The following is a 17,795-nucleotide window of genomic DNA, read 5'->3' on the forward strand; positions in this document are numbered from 1 at the left end:
TAAAAAGACTAATAAAAAACCTAAACGCAAACCAAGGTTTGCATTTAGGTTTTTACTTTCGGGACAGTTAACCCTCTGTCTTATTTCATTATTTTAAAGGTGTTTTTTCCGGCTTCTTTGGCTTCATATAGTGCAATGTCTGCCATTTTTAAGATGGAGGAGATTGAAATTTTTTCTTTAGGTACCATTCCAATCCCTATGCTTGCTGATACATTGAATGTTCTATCACCAATAGTCCAAGTTTCGAGAACTTCTTTCTGTATACTTTCAATGATATGACCTATTTCATCTTCTAGGGTGTTTGGTAAGACAATGACGAATTCATCTCCGCCTAAACGTGCGATAAAATCAATATTACGGAGATTTTTTCTGATTCTATTTCCAAATTCAATAATGACGGCATCCCCAACATCATGTCCCATTTGATCATTTATTGATTTAAAATGGTCAATATCCAACATTCCAACGACAAGACCATTTATTTTGTCATTATGGTAATCATCTATGGATTTTTTCAAAAAGTCTTTTAAATATCTTCGATTTGGCAAATTGGTCATTGAATCATGGAAGGCAAGATGCCTAAGTTCAGATTCATAGTTAATTTGTGATTGAATATCACTAGATACACAAACAGTATAAAGGAATTCATTGTTTTCATTAAAAACAGGAGTTGCCCTAAAATCAAACCAAATCCACCCTTTAGTAGAATGCTTTTTTCGTATATGAATTCTTCCAGTGATTTCATTATGAATGGCATGCAAAATTGTTTCTTCCAAAAGAGATAGATCATCCGGATGAATGTTGTAGGTAAAATGTTTACCTATAAATTCCTCTTGCGCAAATCCTAATAAATGTTTATGAGATGGCGAAGCATCTACGATGATACCGTATTTATCCAGGATGGTAATCAAATCCTGTGATTTTTCAGTAATAATCTTAAGTCGTTGTCTAATATCCATATAACTTCTTGTGATGTTTATTAATTTCGTTATATCCTTCAACATTGAGAAAATCCCGATGACTTGATTCTTTACAAAGATTGGCGTTAATTTGACGATGAGTTCTATTTGTTCTCCTGTTTTTTTGTTCATTACTAATGAAAATTCTAATGGTTCACCTTCTAAAGATCTCCTAAAGTTTTTTTGTAAGAGCTTGACATTTTTTCTATCGAATAAGGCAGTTAAGTCAGAAAATGCAATCTCATCCATGCTATAGCCAGTTAGAGCTTCAACCTTATCATTCCCTTCTATGATTTCACCTTGCGTATTAAATGTAATAATCGCATCAGAATTATTTTTGTAAAGCGAACTGTATTTCTGATTACTTTCATTTACCTTATTCCAATATTCGAGTAGTTCTAATTCTCCCCGCTTTTTCTCAGTTATATCATGAACGAGTGCAATGACGTGTGTACATTGATTAGTAGCTTTATCTAGCAATGGCGTTAATGTGGTTTCGAAATAAGATTTCTCTCCTAGTAAGGACATATATGAATCTTCATATCTAATACTTTCCATACTTAAAACGGCAAGCGTATATTGTTCATTTAAGAAATTTGCCATTTCTTTAGGATAAACAGTATTGATAGATTTTCCAATGACTTCTTCGGTTAATCCTGTTTTCTCTATCGCAGCACGATTCAAAAATTCATAATAAAACTCTGAACCCTCTTCTACTTTTACAATAAATAATGGTTCTTTAATTCCTTCTATTAATACTCTATTTAATAATTGATTTTGTAGGTTTTGCATTCTTCATCTCCATTATGTTGAATTATTGATCTATATAAATTTGAAACTAGATTCGCTTTTTTTGCATTTTTGATATAGAGACGATAGGATTTTCATCAATAAAATCTCCATCATTAAAACATGGATTTTGCTTCATTTGTAAGGTAATTTTATTTAACACTAACGCTAACTCATCGCGATCAGCCTCACTAATTTGAAACTCTACACCATATTCAAAAATGTCTTGTTCTTTCTCCTCGTACCGAACAATCGTTCCATTTAAGTTTATGTCCAACCCCATAAGGGTTGTCCTAAATTTGTACAAAATATCGTTATGTGGTTTTAGTCTTAAGTGGCTAAGAAAGCGTAATCCACCTAACCCCATATCTAAAACTAACACCTCAGTCGAACCGAGTGAAACAGCTTTTCCGTTAAATGATAATATTGTCATTTGAGTAATTAATGAAAACGGAAAGTTTACACGATAGTATTGACGGCGATTAAAAGGAACTTCAGTCTTACAGCTCTTAGGCTGTATAGTCTCCATTTCAAGCAGCCTCGTCATCTTATTAGCGGAAACAGCCTTGCTAAAAAAGTAGCCTTGGATAAAATCACACCCTAGTGCTCTTAAAATAGTATATTGCTCTTCGTTTTCTACCCCTTCAGCCACAACAGTCTTTTTAAGACCCCTTGTAAGCTCAGTAATCGATTTGACGATAATCTTATCATCTTCATTTTTATGAATATGTTGTATAAACGAGCGATCGATTTTAATTGTATCCACTGGAAGATTTCTCAAATAATGGATGGATGAATATCCCGTACCAAAGTCGTCTAGTGATAATGTAATGCCCATCGCTTTTATTTGCTCAATTTGGTCTTGAACAACACTTGTTTCTTGTAACAAGGTACCTTCTGTGAGCTCTATTTCTATATGTTTGGGATCGATATCGTACCGATGAATTGCGTTGTTTAACGTACTTATTAAAGTGCTTTTTAAAAAGTCCTTAGCTGACAAGTTAAACGAAATGGTCGTAAAATCAAGACCTTTCCCTTCCCATTCACCCACTTGTTTACATACGGTATCTATGACAAATTCTGAGATCTGACGATGAACATTACTTTCTTCTGCAATTGTGATAAATTCCATCGGTGAAACTTCTCCCCATAGTGGGTGCTTCCAACGAATAAGGGCCTCTGCACTTGTTGCCCGTTGCAGCTTAACATCCACTTTAGGTTGGTATTCGATGTACAATTCACCATTCTGAATCGCACTGTGTAAATCTGTTTCTAATTGGAAGTTTTTAAAGGATTCAATATTCATATTTACTGAATACAATTGATAGTTTGCGGCACCATGCTTTTTTGCACGTTTTAATGCGGTGTTTGCGTTTTTTATGAGTTCTACCTTGTTTTCCCCGTCATCAGGGTAGATACTTATTCCAATGCTAGCTGTGATTCGAATTGAATAATCCTGGACATGAAGAGGAGATTGAATAATATCAATGATCTCTTTAGCATGACTCATGTACTTCTCATTTTTCATTGACTTTTCCACAATAGCGTACCATTCATCCCCTTGAGAACGGAAAAGGAAAAACCCCTTGGTAAGGTATTTTTCAAGTTTAACCGATAATTGCTTAAAAGCTTCGTCAGCAATTTTAAACCCTAATGTATTATTAATACGACTGAACCCATCTAAATTGACACAAAACAAAGCAAATCTTTTTTTTGAGTTTTTGAAACTATTGATGACCTCTTTTATATGGTTACTTCCATATAAAAAATTTGGGAGATTGGTAAGTTCGTCATGTGTGGTGATAAAATTTATTTTCTGTTCAAGTCGGAAAGAGTTCGTACAGTCTTCCATAATCCCTACAATTTTTTCGATTGTACCATCCCTGCCGTCAATGGCAATGGTTGTTTCGTTTATCCACTTAACATGTCCATCGGGAGTTTTAATCCGATATGTATGAGATTTTTTTCCTTCACGGGTAAATTTGGCATAGATTTGTGAAAAATCCAGGATACCCTCTTCATACCAAAGTGATTTCCAATATTCAACCGTTAATTCCTCTTTAGAAATCTCCAAAATTTCTTCTATTTTGCTTGAAGCATAGCTAATTTCTCCTTTTTTAAGGTCAATTGAAAATAGAGCTAAACCTAAATTGTTTAGAAGATACTTAAGATGAGATACGGTTTCACCTTCATTAAAAAATGTTGCAATATCATCAACAAATGTTTCCATGTTGTTTTCTTTAATACCTTCAAGATAAGCATTTTTGATCATTTGTGCTTGTATATCTACTTGATTTTGTTTTTTTCGAAATCGATCTAGTAATTTCATTTTCTGCCCCCCGGGAAAATCTAGTGAAAGTTTTTCATGTTACATTCCGGTAGTTTCAATCCATACTCAATGAAAATCTTAAACTTCAAATGAAATGTCATTAAATAAAAAAAGAAACTACACCGAATAACGGGAGTCCTTTTTACTCTCCATTATTTTCGGAAACCCGACTACCATAGCATAGCTGCCTTAGGCTCGTGGCTTTGCGTCCTTATCTTTTAATAAGTTTGCCTTTATCGATATAATATTTTATCTAACTATTTATAGTGCTTTAGTATTATCTAATAATATTAAAAAGAGAATATACTTTCAACATCTTTCAACAAAAACCAAAAGATTCCACTGCATTTTCATAATATCCCAAATAATTTCCAGTAAAAGCGCTATAAATCACACTGTTATTTTGATAATTCATATAATATAAGCTTGTCCTTTTAACGTAGAATGAAAAACTTCCACAAATCACAGGAATTTAACTAAAAAAAGGCAATCCACTTGGGTTGCCTTTTTCCTTGTTAGTTTCATCAATACACTTCACACATTCCATTCCATCACTTTTTTACTTTTATTTTCTCGGGTATGGTCTTCCAGTACAATGGGTCTTCTAAGCCAAGTCGCCAAATCCCGATTCCCCGTAAGTTATATTTTTCTGCAAGGTCTAGTTTAAACCGCAGACTATTGCTATTCTCAAACCATACCTGGTGGCTATGCTGTTCTTTATCTACGTAACTGAAATGAGGTGTTTGGGAACGGGAGTCCCATATAACTTTAGCATTATATTTTTCTTTCAGATCCATTATCTGTGCATAGGAGCTATAAACTGCTTTTTCTGTTGTTATATCCCAGTCACATCCATAACCCGCGATACCAAGTAAAATTTTTGATGGTGATACTCCCTGTTCCAAAGCATAACGAATCGTTGCTTCTGTCCAATCGACTGATGCTGTTGATCCGGGTGTTGTTCTTGGGTTGTGCTCATCGTATGTCATAATCATTAATCCATCAGAATATTGACCAAGTTTTTCGTAATCAAACCACGGTGACCAAGGATTAGCACGGGAATCACCTGTGTTTGCCGGAACTGAAACCGTAACTTCTTTTCCGTCACGATTTAGTGCATCAGACAATTATTTTATAAACAGACTAAAGCAATCTCGGTCAGCCAAATTCAAATTTTCCATGTCGATATTAATACCGTCATATTTAAACTGAGATATTTCATTGCGTAGGTTCTGAATGAAAACATCCCGGTTTTTATCGTTAGTAAGGACATTACTTGCTACCTGCTTGCCCTTATCGACGGTTTCATAGAAGAGATTATGTACAACCATATATACCTTTAGGTTTTTATCATGAGCACTCTGAATAACCTGTCTTTTATGATCTGATGTAACGGAATCTATAAGATTTCCCGGTTGTTTATCATCAAGCTTGTACCAAAAAGGTGCAATGATACTTAACCTAGTGAATTGCGAGTTAACTGTAGGTTGAGACCCTGGTAACGATCCTTCCTGTTCTGTGTAGAAACCTAAAACCTCACGGGGAATTTTATCATTTTTGTGTTCCTCATTTCTTTGTGACTGACTACAAGATGACATTAGTAATAAGGTCATGCTTAAAGAAATAATGGTGATTGACCAATAACAATTCTTCGCCATAATTACACCTTCTTCTATTTTGTATATTATTTAAGTTGATAAGAAAGGTTGAAACTTATTCATCTTTAAGAAGCTCTAAATTGCTTAATCGTATCAAACGTCTTTGTTACAGGCATCTATTATCATTATCAAATGTTTCAATTCTATTATAATTATTAAAAAAGAGCACATACGGTTTCATTTTCGTAGGATTAACTTTATAATGCGCACAAGACGATTTTTTTAGTGAAAAATTATACTACTAGCTTAAGGAAGGAGATCGTTTATGAAAAGAATAATGTTTACATTATTGACCGGTCTAATGGCAGTTGTTTTAGCAGCATGCGGAGGAAATGGAGAAAGTACAGAGGCTAAAAATGACAATAAAGCAAAAACAGCGGAAACCGGTCAGCAGAAGGAACAGCAAAAGCAAATGGAAGAAATGCAAAAGAAGTTAAAAGCACAGCAGATAGATGAAAAGAAAACTGTTGCCATAGTGAATGATAAAAAGATTTTAGGAAGCGACTATAATAGCACTTTAGCATCAATACAAGGACATTTGCAGCAAATGGGTCAAGATCCGACTTCTGAAGAAGCTGCAAAGCAAGTCAAAGATCAGACAATCGACAGCTTAGTCGGACAAACTCTTCTACTTCAAGAGGCAGACAAAAAAAACTATAAAGCTTCTGAGGCAGATATTAAAAAACAGCTGGACGAAATAAAAACACAGTTTAAAACGGAAAAAGAATTCGAAGCCGCTCTTAAAAAATCCGGTATGGACATAAAAATACTTGAAACTCAAATAGCTGCCGATATTAAACTCAGACAGTACATTGAGAAAGAAGTTCCAGTTGGTGAAATATCCGATGAAGAAATTCAACAAATGTATGATCAATTTACGGAACAAGGAAAGAGTACTGGACAAGAAATCCCAAAGCTTGAAGAAATAAAGCCGCAAATCGAAGAATCGCTTCAACAGCAAAAACAGCAGGAAAAACTCGCCAAGCAGGTTGAAGAGTTAAAGAAAAATGCGAAGATCGAAATTAAAATTTAAGACGTTACACACAAAAATGACAACTCAAGGGGCTTCTGACAAATGTCCCTTCAAATGAAAAAGAAGATGAATCCCTACAAAATGTAGTGTTCATCTTCTTTTTTTCACGTATCACAATGTTATGTGTACTTTTAATAAAACGAACACGAGTTGTTCTTAATCGGGTCTTAATATGTATGCCCCACCTCTCACTCTAATAATGATTTATATTCTTCAACATCATCAAATTCTGTACCAAAATAAACTGGGGTGGCATTGACATTTTTCAAGTTAATGGGTTTACCGTCATTTAGTTTTTTTACGATTAGATCAAAGGAGTTGTCACTATTTAATGTGATTTCGATTTCTTGCATTTCACCATTAAGTTTATACACATTATTTTCTACTTTTTCATAAGTTCCTTTATCGACTTCCCTGTTATCAATGTATTCGACGAAAGTATGATCTCCCGGTTGAAATGTCATTAGAACAATATAACCCTCTACATGTTCGCTTTGGTAGCCCCCTTTTAAAGGCGGTGTAGTGTTAGATGAACATCCAATTATAAGTAAAACCATAATAACCGGTAAAAATAACATACCAACTATTTTCTTCCCCATTAAAGTCCCACCCCTTGATAAACGTTAATCCATTAAAAAAGCAAACGGACTTAACCGTTTGCCTTTATTTTACAACAGTAAGAAACCAATTGAAATTGGAATAAAGCTATAAAGTAAAATCATGACACAGAAGCCCATGATGTCCCGAATATGCAATCCTGCAATTGCTAATGCAGGCAATGCCCAGAATGGTTGAATCATATTGGTCCAGGCATCTCCCCATGCAACACCCATTGCCGTTTTCGCAATGTCTGCATCAATAGCTGCCGCTGCTTCGATCATAATCGGCCCCTGAACTGCCCACTGGCCACCACCTGATGGTACAAATACGTTGATAAGCCCCCCACTCACAAATGAAAAGAATGGCAACGTGTGCGCATTTGCAAATGTGAGGAACCACAAAGCAATTTGCTCGGACATTCCTGATAAAGTAACCATTCCCATAATTCCGGCATAAAACGGGAATTGAATGATAATTCCTCCTGCATTTTTTACTCCGTTCGTTACCGTATCTAAGAACTGTTTCGGTGTTTTATGCAGCATGATTCCTAAGAATAAGAAAAGAAAGTTTACAATATTAATATTTAAATCGAAGCCCTTGGTAACAAAGTGATAGACGATAAAGCCCAAGCCCATGATGCCGATCAACATCGAGACAATCACACTGTTTTCAATTTTTTCTGCTGGTGTAGTTGGATTTTCCATTCCTGTTGTAGAATCCGTGTCATCTGGAATCACCCAACGGGATCGATCTTGGTTGATTGTATTGGTGCTTCTCATTAGGAAATGGTTAAAAATTGGCAGTGTTACTACTAGAGCTGCGACAATAAATAGATTGGATGGGCTAAAAAGAGTTTCACTTACCGGAATAACGCCCATTTTTTCTTCTAAAAAGTGACCAGGAGTTGCCACTGTTAATGGAATTGAACCTGAAAATCCTCCATGCCAAACCAAAAATCCACTATATGCCCCAGCTACTAAAATACGAAAATCTGCAGATGGTACTTGCCTGGCCACATGGATGGCAAACAGGGCCCCAACCACTAGTCCAAATCCATAATTAATTAAACAGGCAATTGTCGCCACAAACGTTACAAGCATAACCGCATGTGCAGGTGTTTTAGCCAATTTACTTAATCTAGCAAGAAAATTCTTAATAATAGGTGCATTGGCCAAGACATACCCTGTTACTACTACAAGAGACATTTGCATCGTAAAAGCAAGTAAATCCCAAAAACCTGTTCCCCAATGTGAAACCATCTCAACCGGTCCGCTTTCTGTAAACAAGATGCCTAAAACAAACACTAAGAAGGTAAGAATAATCGCAAAGATAAAGGCATCTGGAAGAAAACGCTGAACGAGCCGAACGAAAAAGTTTGTTACTAGTTTCATTAACTCACTCCCCATATAAGTACTTGCTGTTATTATATTGAGAAGAGTTATAGAATATGAGAATGGTTAATCTTTAGTGCTTTTTCACTATTTCAAACTAGAAAATTTATAGGGATTAGGTCTTGTTTAGCAATTGGAATATAATCGTCTTTGAAAAATGGTGTTTTATTGCCTTAGATTGTTTCACTTTAAGTATTCGGCTTTCCATTTATCTTGTTTTTCTACTGGGCTAATCTCAGAAATATCTTCATTTCCATAATTAATCTTTAATCTCTAGCCGGGTAGAAGTTGTAATGCAATTGCTCCTGTACACAACAAACGCTCAGATTTGTCTGAGCGTTTGCTTTATACTACGTTATTAATGCCTTTATTTTTTCAAATTTTATTTAGATAATAGGCTTAAGACAGTATTCAAGACGACGTTTACTCCTTTTTCGCATTCCTCCAAGGTGGTTAGTTCTTCTTCGCAATGGCTTTTTCCGTTTTTGCTCGGTACAAACAGCATGGTGGTAGGGATATAGCTTGCGATGAACTGCGCGTCATGCCCGGCACCGCTAACCATGCGTTTATGGGTGTAACCAAGTGATTTTGCAGAGTCCTCTATAAGATTGCAGAGTTCGGGCTTGAACCAAACCGTATCTCGTTCCCATAATTTCGTTGCTTCTATCTTACATCCTTCATTCATTTCCAAATTAGGAAGACCTTCAACAAAATTTTTCACATTGTTAACGATATCCATATCCTTGTGCCGGGCCTCAAGGGTAAATACAACTTTATTCGGAATAACTGTATGAATGCTTGGATAGACATTCATCCTTCCAATTGTAAAAACTAGGTCATTATCTAAAGAACCAAGGTATTTCCGTATCTCGTTTATAAGGTTATTCGTTGCAAATAATGCGTCCTTGCGCATGTTCATCGGGGTGGTACCTGCATGATCGGATTCACCAGTCACTTCAATTTCATAACAAGCCATACCTACAACACATTCTACAACACCAATCGAAAGCGCTCCCGATTCTAAAATTGGTCCTTGTTCAATATGTAATTCAAGCAAAGCGGTTGCTTCTTTAAGGCGGTTTTCCACATGCCCTTCGTATCCTATCGCCTTCAGTGCTTCGCCAAAAGTAATTCCTTCTGAGTCCTTCTTTTGCATCATGAAGGACTTTTCAAATTTACCTGCGAGCACACCTGATGCCATCATCGAAGGCTCGAATCTAGCACCTTCTTCATTGGTAAAATTCACAACAGTAATTGGAATTTTAGGTTTAATATTATGGTCTACGAGGGTTCTTACTACTTCTAAACCGGCTACTACCCCTAATACACCATCAAATCTGCCTCCTTTTTTGACAGTATCTAAATGGGAGCCAATCAGGATAGGAGGTTTTTTCTCAGTGCCTTCAAGTGTAGCATACATACATCCCATATCATCAATCTTCACATCCATACCTAATTCCTCACAGCAGGCTTGGAAATAATCTCTGGCGTGTCGGTCTTCATCTGATAAAGCCAGCCTTGTCACTCCATTCTTTTCTGTCCTGCCAAAGTCTGCAAATCGCTCCAATTCGTTCATTAATCTTTCCCTATTGATTAACAGTTTTTGTTTTTGCAACATTGAAGACTCCCCTTTAATTAGTGATAACCAAAGATCTTCTTTCATTTTACTATTTGTTGGAGTTGAGCATAAACAATCATAATTGCTACGAACGAGACTTCGTCATACGCATCCCAAATTAACACAAAAATCTTAATGTATTAGTTACTTAAATATTCAGTTATTTATGATTATAACTATATGTATCATAATGTCACTATACAAAATGTAAAAGATATAAACGAATTATTTTATAGTATGTCAAATTTCAAATCCAAACGCATTCACTGATTTAATGACGTCACAACCATCATGAAGTATCTATTTAATGTAAACACTATTTACTTAGTTCGACCAATAATAATACATGCAAATAAGTTTTTTTATAATAATTATCAAACAACAAATCAAGTAATTTTATCCGTTTCCCGTTATCCATTTTTTCAATTGCTTTCATTACCTCTTCATCAGTCATTAATAGTAACCTCATTTTACAGAGTTCCATTTTAATCAATAATACAACAATCGTTGAAATTTAGATTCCTTATTTAATATAGGTTTATTGAGTACCGGCCAAAAGGAAAATTCAGATTTATAGGCAATGAAGTTAAGATCACGTCAGATAAATGAAAAAAACAATTAAAAAAGACCGACTCAATAAATAACGGGTTCGGTCAATACGATCTGCCGTATGGAACAAACTTTATGGCGGCACAGGACCTCAACCGACGGAACTTGAAGAAGAGAAATAATTATAAAGAAAACGGACCAACGGATTGTCTCTCGTGGTCCGTTTTCCTTAAGGATTATGCACGTCTCTTACAATCCCGAACAAAAACCATTCACCTTGACGTTCTTTAAAAACAAATCTAAGGGCTTGCCAATCATATTCATCCTCAGTTGCTTCAGAAAAGTATTCAACATATTTTGCATCCGGAAAATTTTTTGAGATGGTATTAATCACACCACCACTTTCAACAGATGAACTATTAAAGTTCACAGTATCGTACTTTAATGGGTTGCCATAAATACTTTTGAAAATATATTCTTCTACATATTCGTCCTTTGTTTTTATTACTTCTAAACCAGTCAGTTCTACTCCCCAAGTGACCTTAACTTGCTCTGCTTGTTTTAATGTTTCCTTATTTAAAATCACTTCATTTGAGGTAGGGCTTCCTAGATCAGCAAAAAGAGAAAAAGTTAACCCATCGGGGTGAGTCATTTCAGAAATAGTAGTCCAATCATGACTTTCCAATGCGACAAACAACTCTTCACTCATTTTTAATAGTTCATCCTCTGTAGTAGCACCAGATGGATTACTACAAGCTGCAAGCAAAATAGAGAAGACAATAATATATAGCTTTTTCAAAATACATCCCCCTTTAACAGCGATGACACAATATTAATAATAATACAAAATTTAACAACATTTAAAAATACTTCAAATGAACTATGAGTTAATAAAGAATGAATAACCTTTACCTACTAATCATTCTTGGATAAAAAGCAGCCATACAAAAAGAGTTTTAAAATAGCACATACTCTCGAAGGATTAAGTAATCTTCTAGATTTCATTAAAGAGGTAGAGGATGTATCAGGGGGAAGACCTCCTATTGTATTAGAATTCACTGGACATTATCACACACCGATTATGCAATATTTTGAGGACAGAGGATATTTATTGATTATCGTCAATCCTCTCATATCATATCGGGCTAAGAGTTCTAGTTTACGCAAGGTAAAGACGGATATTGTTGATGCTCACCACCTGTGCGAGCTTTACTATAAAGAAGACTTGGAGCCTTATAGACAACGGGGAATCCAACTTTTAAACCTGCGTAATCTGACAAGGCAACATGAAAATATTACAGGCATGTTTGTACAAACTAAACTGCAGTTTCAGGCAATTTTGGATCAAGTATTTCCTCAATACTGTGGGGTTTTTGGGTCCTTATATTCAGATGTTTCATTACTAACGCTACAAGCATTTCCTACTTCAGAAGAAGTCTTGAAAGAAAGCAAAGAAACCATCGCTAACAAAATAAAGGAGCTATGTAAAAGTCGTTCACAACAATGGGCAAACAATCAGGCAGAAAAACTAATGGCTGCCGCGGTTCAAAACCCGTTCCAGAAAACCTTATATCATAGCCTTTCTTTAAGCTTGGGTATGTATATTAATATGCTTCTCGAATACAAAAAGCATCTATCCAAGCTTGAGATTGAGATAGATGCTTTAGCGAAAAGTATTGAAGAATATAAAATTATCCAATCAATCCACGGAATCGGTGAAAAAATCGCTGCCACGATTATTTCTGAGATTGGGGAAATTGATCGGTTTAATCACTCTAAAAAGTTAGTTGCATTTGCCGGAATTGATCCAAGTGTCTTTGAATCGGATAACCAAAAGAGGTTCTAGTAGACTACGACATGCCCTGTATATGGCTGTTAAATGTGCCATTCGTGATTGCAGGAAACAGAAAACGACAGATGAAATCCTTCCTCGTAACAAGCGATTACGAGAGTTTTATGATAAGAAACGTGAAGAAGGAAAACCCTATAAAGTGGCTGTAATAGCATGTGCGAATAAACTCTTACATTGGATTTATGCACTTTTAAAAAGTAAATCGGCTTTCCAAGATCTAGCCTAATTTAAAAATATAACTAAACAGACCAAAACTTTCCAAACACCGAACGTTGGAAGGTTATTTGGCATGCATAAATTTAGTATAGCATGAGATATTTTAAGTTTTTATTGAAAAAATATTGAAAAACTATTAGCTGGTTTAGTTGAACAAGATTTTATTGATAATCTGACTTAGTTAGTCCATATATATCAGAGTCCTCAAAGACACCTGATTTCATAGTGTCTTGTCTTAAAACCCCTTCTTTTTTCATGCCAACTTTCAACATTACTTTGCTTGAAGCAGGATTCTTTGACATAGCCTTTGCCCATATTCGGTTAAGATTTAGTTCTTCGAAACCATATCTGACTATTTCCTTAGCAGCTTCAGTTGCATAACCATTTCCCCAATATTCCTTACCGACCCAATAAGCTAATTCAGCTTTCTTATGGGTATCGTTTACACGAATTGTCATAGTTCCAATTAAAACATCCTCAGATATTAGAACAATAGCAAAAGGAAGAATACCGTTTTTTACCATTTCAGGATGTTGTTTTATCCACTGCGCAGCGGCTTCTATTGGATATGGATGTGGTATACCTAATGTTGTTTTAGCAACATCTTTGTTGCCAGCCAGTTCTTGCACCCTGGTTGCATCTTCCATTGTAAATGGGCGAAGAATTAAGCGGTCCGTTTTTAATATTGTTAACACTTCTCAGTCCCCCATAATTATTTTTATCTCTTATTCAACAATCCTGCTTCGTTAGTTGAAGAACACCATTTCATAATTTTCAATATATTTTAACATAGATTTCTCATCTCCATACTAAATTTTTCTTTCCGATATCCAATCAGCACGTGTTTTAACATGTGAATTAGCAAAGGCACATAAATTTATGTACTCTTGTTAATCCCTCTGCTAATTGCGGTTCCAGTTCCTCTATATAAATCATCTAAACGTTGATATAACAACAAAAGGGGACACCAATTCATATGCGAATTGTGTCCCAAAATGCTCTGTTTTTTATTGTTTTCTCCCCATCAACCGAACCCGTTACTCAATAAAATCGGTCTTTTAAATTTTTTATAGGTAGTGCACAGCACATTCACTTTCATAGATATTCTAGAACAAATTTATTTAGCAACTAGCCCAGGAATCGCTCCACTCCAAAGGTTATGAAGTTCATCAACCGTATCCTCTATAACATGTTCACCATTTACGAATACAATCAATTTTCCATTGTTCGTTACCGAGCCAATTTGGGTCGCTTCTGTCCATAGATTTTGAAACTGTTCTTTGTTTTCTGCTTTTACAGTTACTAAAAATCTTGATTGTGATTCACTAAATAACGCTACCGTTGCGTCACCTGTTAAGCTAACTTCAACACCTAAACCTTGTCCCTTAAACAAACTCTCTGCTAAGGAAACAGCAAGTCCGCCTTCAGATAAATCATGTGCAGATGCGACAAGACCATCTCTAATTGCAGTTGTAAGTAAGTTTTGACGGTTTGCTTCAACTTGTAAATCAATCACTGGCGCTTTTCCTGAATATTTTCCAGCCATCACATTTTGTAGTTCACTTCCACCGAATTCAGGGAATGTTTCACCAATTAAATAAACAAGGTCGCCATTATTTTGGAAATGGTTTGGTGTTACATATTTTGTATGTTCAATTAATCCGACCATACCAATGATTGGTGTTGGAAGAACCGCTTCGTCTTTTGATTGATTATACATAGAAACGTTACCGCTAATAACGGGTGTCTCAAGAACAAGACATGCCTCGCTGATTCCATCAATGCTTTCTTCCATTTGCCAAAATACTTCTGGATCGTTTGGGTTACCGTAGTTTAAGCCATCAGTAATAGCAAGTGGTTTTGCACCGGAACAAACAAGATTACGTGCTGCTTCAGCTACAGCAATTTGCCCGCCAACTTTAGGATCTAAATAAATATAACGAGAGTTACAGTCCGTTGTAATCGCAATTGCTTTATCCGTTCCATCGATCTTCACGATTGCTGCATCAGATCCAGGACCAACAATGGTGTTTCCTTGTGCCTCAGCGTCATATTGCTTGTATGCCCATTCCTTACTAGCAATTGTCGGCTGCTGTATAAGCTGTCTTAACATCGCTTGGTGATCGTCAACTGCTGGAACTTCATTCTCAATCGCTTGGAATTCTTGATAGTATGCCGCTTCTTTTGATGGTAAATAATAGACAGGTGCTTCATCGGCTAAAATATTGACAGGAATATCTGCGACAATCTCACCATGCTGTTTAATACGGAAGGTTTTTTCTTCAATAACTTCACCAATCACTGCCGCATCCACATCATGTTTCGCAAAAATATCAAGAATTTCCTGCTCTTGACCTTTTTTCGCGACCAATAACATTCGCTCCTGTGATTCTGACAGCATAATTTCATAGGCATTCATACCTTCTTCGCGTTGTGGAACAAGGTCAAGATTCATCTCAATTCCCGTTCCTGCTTTCGCTGCCATTTCACTCGCTGATGAAGTTAACCCCGCAGCACCCATATCTTGAATACCAACTAACGCATCCGAATGAATAACTTCTAAACATGCGTTCATTAATTTTTTACCGATATGTGGATTACCGATTGCAACTGCAGATGTGTTTTCTTCGTTTCCACCTTCGACAACATCTGAAGAAAATGATGCACCACCAACTCCGTCTAGTCCGGTATCTCCACCCGCATAAATAACGATATTTCCTACACCAGCGGCAACACCCTTTTGGATATCATCATGAGAAATGAGCCCAACAATCATGGCATTGACTAAAGGATTTTCTTCATATTGCTTATCAAATTGTATCTCGCCACCAACAGTTGGAACCTCGATCACATTGCCATAGCTCGCAATTCCACGTACAACCTCAGAAAATAACATTTTCGTATGGTCATTATCTAGATTGCCAAAACGTAATGAGTTCATAGCTGCAATTGGTTTTGCTCCCATTGAGAAGACATCACGATTTATTCCACCAACACCTGTTGCTGAACCCTCAAATGGCTCAACAAAAGACGGACTATTATGACTTTCAATTTTAAAAACAACGGCTTGATTATCTCCAATATCAACAACCCCAGCACCTTCACCAGGTCCTTGTAAAACATGACTTCCTTTCGTTGGGAACTTTTTAAGTAATGGTTTCGATGATTTGTAGCTACAATGCTCGGACCACATGGCAGAGAAAATACCTGTTTCTGTGTAGTTGGGATGACGTTTTAATAGATTCTTTGCTAGTCGATATTCTTCGTCTGTTAATCCCATCTCCTTGTAAATTTGTTCATTTTCAATTTGTTCTGGACTAATGTTATGTTGCGACATCAATAATTCCTCCAAAAAATAATTTAATTTGTTTGCTAAATAATGCTTATTTTTTTCAACGAAGCTAATCGCATCTTCGATATCTTGTGCACGATTTACCTTCATCTTTCCTTTTCCATCATAGCCTCCACGACAGGTTTTGACAACAATCGAGAATCGAATATCTTTCAATACAGTTTTGTATTATTTTCCAATTTTTTGGTAAGGGTTTCATCAAAAGTACCTATTTTCGCAGCTCAAATTCTCGGATTCGTCATCCAGATGGAGGATTGCTCTAGATTGGAGGAGATTTATGATTAACTCGTTACGTTTGCGTGGAGATACTGGGGAATGAACAATTAGAAAAAAGACCGACTACTTAAATCGGTCTTTAGGTATTCTATATACATAACTAACGTAAATTTTTCTTTGTACTGAATGACTCACACAATCAATTCTTGTCTAAGCGTAAGTCTCTTTAAATCGATTATAGGTCAGAAATCATTCCACCATCTACGACAAATTGAGCACCAGTTGAATAGCTAGAATCATCAGAGGCAAGATATACAACTAAATTAGATACCTCTACTACTTCTGCCCTTCTTCTTAGTGGAATATCCTGTTCAAGTTGCTTAAGATATTCTTCTACATATGGTTGATCAGCCATAGGTGTTTTAATAATACCTGGATGGACAGAATTTACACGGATGTTAAATTGTCCAAGCTCGGCAGCCGCACCTTTGGTCATACCCGTTACTGCATGTTTAGAAGCACTATACGCAATAGCCGTTGGCGCACTCACCAAACCATCTACAGATGAAATATTAACAATCGAACCGACACCAGCTTTTTTCATTGAAGGTACTACTTTTTGCATTCCTAAGAATACACCAAGCTCATCTACTTTAAATGTTAATTCAAAGTCCTTTACAGTTAGTTCTTCTAATGTTTTGAAGATTCCAATGCCAGCGTTATTTACCAACACATTAATAGGACCAAATGTTTCTTCAGTTTTTGCTACAACCTCTATCCAATTCTCTTCACTCGCAACATCTAGTTTAAGAGCAATTGCGTTTTCCCCTATTTCATCCGCTAGTTTTTGTGCGCCCTCCACGTTAAGATCCGTAATTGCCACTTTTGCTCCCTCTTCCACGAATTTCCGAGCATGCATGGCACCCATCCCTTATGCTGCACCTGTAATGATTGCTACTTTACCGTCTAATTTACCCATTATGAATTCCTCCAATTTAATAAATTTGTTGTAAAAATCAACCAACTTATCAATGTCAGAACTATTATCTGTCGACGGACTTTTCATTATTCTTATTGATTTCGAATATCGCAATTCAATAGCAGCAAAGCAAAAAGACTAGGTTTTAAATTCCCCTAGTCTTTTGGCTGTATTTTAGTAATGTCTTATTGTTCAGCTACTATAGGTCTTAGGCTTTAACATTCAATTTTATTTTTTTCAACAATTACTAGTAT

At 36.0% G+C, this 17,795-nt stretch carries 13 protein-coding genes, 1 pseudogene and 1 riboswitch; of the genes and pseudogenes, 2 read left to right on the forward strand and 12 right to left on the reverse strand.

The annotated features are described in order from the left end of the window. Nucleotides 1–80 precede the first annotated feature (80 nt). From V7112_RS18310 to V7112_RS18325, 4 genes are all read right to left on the reverse strand, one after another. On the reverse strand, nt 81–1,751 hold the full coding sequence (locus V7112_RS18310) for a sensor domain-containing diguanylate cyclase (RefSeq protein WP_335422510.1): 1,671 nt from the start codon (nt 1,749–1,751) through the stop codon (nt 81–83). 46 nt (nt 1,752–1,797) lie between these two features. After that, nucleotides 1,798–4,077 (reverse strand): EAL domain-containing protein, encoded by a 2,280-nt coding sequence (locus tag V7112_RS18315; RefSeq protein ID WP_335422512.1) that lies wholly within the window; start codon nt 4,075–4,077, stop codon nt 1,798–1,800. A 157-nt stretch (nt 4,078–4,234) separates the two neighbouring features. Then, nucleotides 4,235–4,319, reverse strand: a riboswitch (cyclic di-GMP riboswitch). 309 nt (nt 4,320–4,628) lie between these two features. Further along, a complete protein-coding gene (locus V7112_RS18320; protein ID WP_335422514.1) occupies nt 4,629–5,204 on the reverse strand; it encodes a glycosyl hydrolase family 18 protein in 576 nt (191 codons plus the stop codon). After that, on the reverse strand, nt 5,205–5,735 hold the full coding sequence (locus V7112_RS18325) for a hypothetical protein (RefSeq protein ID WP_335422516.1): 531 nt from the start codon (nt 5,733–5,735) through the stop codon (nt 5,205–5,207). Between the two features lie 265 nt (nt 5,736–6,000). Here V7112_RS18325 and V7112_RS18330 point away from each other — a divergent pair, with 265 nt between their 5' ends. Further along, the gene (locus V7112_RS18330) at nt 6,001–6,768 is read left to right on the forward strand and encodes a SurA N-terminal domain-containing protein (protein ID WP_335422518.1); all 768 of its coding nucleotides are present in this window, start codon (nt 6,001–6,003) and stop codon (nt 6,766–6,768) included. Nucleotides 6,769–6,956: 188 nt separating this feature from the next. On the opposite strand, the gene V7112_RS18335 is transcribed toward V7112_RS18330, so the two are convergent. The 5 genes from V7112_RS18335 to V7112_RS18355 form a co-directional block, all read right to left on the reverse strand. After that, nucleotides 6,957–7,367, reverse strand: coding sequence for a hypothetical protein (locus V7112_RS18335; protein ID WP_335422520.1), 411 nt, complete (start codon nt 7,365–7,367; stop codon nt 6,957–6,959). 69 nt (nt 7,368–7,436) lie between these two features. Continuing rightward, a complete protein-coding gene (locus V7112_RS18340) occupies nt 7,437–8,759 on the reverse strand; it encodes a short-chain fatty acid transporter (RefSeq protein WP_335422522.1) in 1,323 nt (440 codons plus the stop codon). A gap of 382 nt (nt 8,760–9,141) precedes the next feature. Continuing rightward, on the reverse strand, nt 9,142–10,374 hold the full coding sequence (locus V7112_RS18345; protein ID WP_335422534.1) for a Zn-dependent hydrolase: 1,233 nt from the start codon (nt 10,372–10,374) through the stop codon (nt 9,142–9,144). Nucleotides 10,375–10,693: 319 nt separating this feature from the next. Next, nucleotides 10,694–10,846 (reverse strand): hypothetical protein, encoded by a 153-nt coding sequence (locus tag V7112_RS18350; protein WP_335422524.1) that lies wholly within the window; start codon nt 10,844–10,846, stop codon nt 10,694–10,696. A 309-nt stretch (nt 10,847–11,155) separates the two neighbouring features. Next, on the reverse strand, nt 11,156–11,725 hold the full coding sequence (locus V7112_RS18355; RefSeq protein ID WP_335422526.1) for a hypothetical protein: 570 nt from the start codon (nt 11,723–11,725) through the stop codon (nt 11,156–11,158). A 126-nt stretch (nt 11,726–11,851) separates the two neighbouring features. Here V7112_RS18355 and V7112_RS18360 point away from each other — a divergent pair. Next, a pseudogene (locus V7112_RS18360) lies at nt 11,852–13,004 on the forward strand (IS110 family transposase). A 151-nt stretch (nt 13,005–13,155) separates the two neighbouring features. Here V7112_RS18360 and V7112_RS18365 read toward each other — a convergent pair. From V7112_RS18365 to V7112_RS18375, 3 genes are all read right to left on the reverse strand, one after another. Further along, the gene (locus tag V7112_RS18365) at nt 13,156–13,689 is read right to left on the reverse strand and encodes a GNAT family N-acetyltransferase (protein WP_335422528.1); all 534 of its coding nucleotides are present in this window, start codon (nt 13,687–13,689) and stop codon (nt 13,156–13,158) included. A 422-nt stretch (nt 13,690–14,111) separates the two neighbouring features. Beyond that, nucleotides 14,112–16,502, reverse strand: coding sequence for a phosphoribosylformylglycinamidine synthase subunit PurL (gene purL, locus V7112_RS18370; protein ID WP_335422529.1), 2,391 nt, complete (start codon nt 16,500–16,502; stop codon nt 14,112–14,114). Nucleotides 16,503–16,797: 295 nt separating this feature from the next. Then, nucleotides 16,798–17,490 (reverse strand): SDR family oxidoreductase, encoded by a 693-nt coding sequence (locus V7112_RS18375; protein WP_335422530.1) that lies wholly within the window; start codon nt 17,488–17,490, stop codon nt 16,798–16,800. Between the last annotated feature and the right edge of the window lie 305 nt (nt 17,491–17,795).

Source organism: Bacillus sp. JJ1566, from assembly GCF_036962685.1.
Taxonomy (GTDB): domain Bacteria; phylum Bacillota; class Bacilli; order Bacillales; family Bacillaceae_L; genus Ferdinandcohnia.

What these genes read in the sequence shown, in the direction of transcription:
- V7112_RS18340 (WP_335422522.1), bottom strand. Translation starts at nt 8,759, where the DNA reads ATGAAACTAGTAACAAACTTTTTCGTTCGGCTCGTTCAGCGTTTTCTT.
- V7112_RS18375 (WP_335422530.1), bottom strand. Translation starts at nt 17,490, where the DNA reads ATGGGTGCCATGCATGCTCGGAAATTCGTGGAAGAGGGAGCAAAAGTG.
- V7112_RS18330 (WP_335422518.1), top strand. Translation starts at nt 6,001, where the DNA reads ATGAAAAGAATAATGTTTACATTATTGACCGGTCTAATGGCAGTTGTT.
- V7112_RS18335 (WP_335422520.1), bottom strand. Translation starts at nt 7,367, where the DNA reads ATGGGGAAGAAAATAGTTGGTATGTTATTTTTACCGGTTATTATGGTT.
- V7112_RS18325 (WP_335422516.1), bottom strand. Translation starts at nt 5,735, where the DNA reads ATGGCGAAGAATTGTTATTGGTCAATCACCATTATTTCTTTAAGCATG.
- V7112_RS18310 (WP_335422510.1), bottom strand. Translation starts at nt 1,751, where the DNA reads ATGCAAAACCTACAAAATCAATTATTAAATAGAGTATTAATAGAAGGA.
- V7112_RS18315 (WP_335422512.1), bottom strand. Translation starts at nt 4,077, where the DNA reads ATGAAATTACTAGATCGATTTCGAAAAAAACAAAATCAAGTAGATATA.
- V7112_RS18350 (WP_335422524.1), bottom strand. Translation starts at nt 10,846, where the DNA reads ATGAGGTTACTATTAATGACTGATGAAGAGGTAATGAAAGCAATTGAA.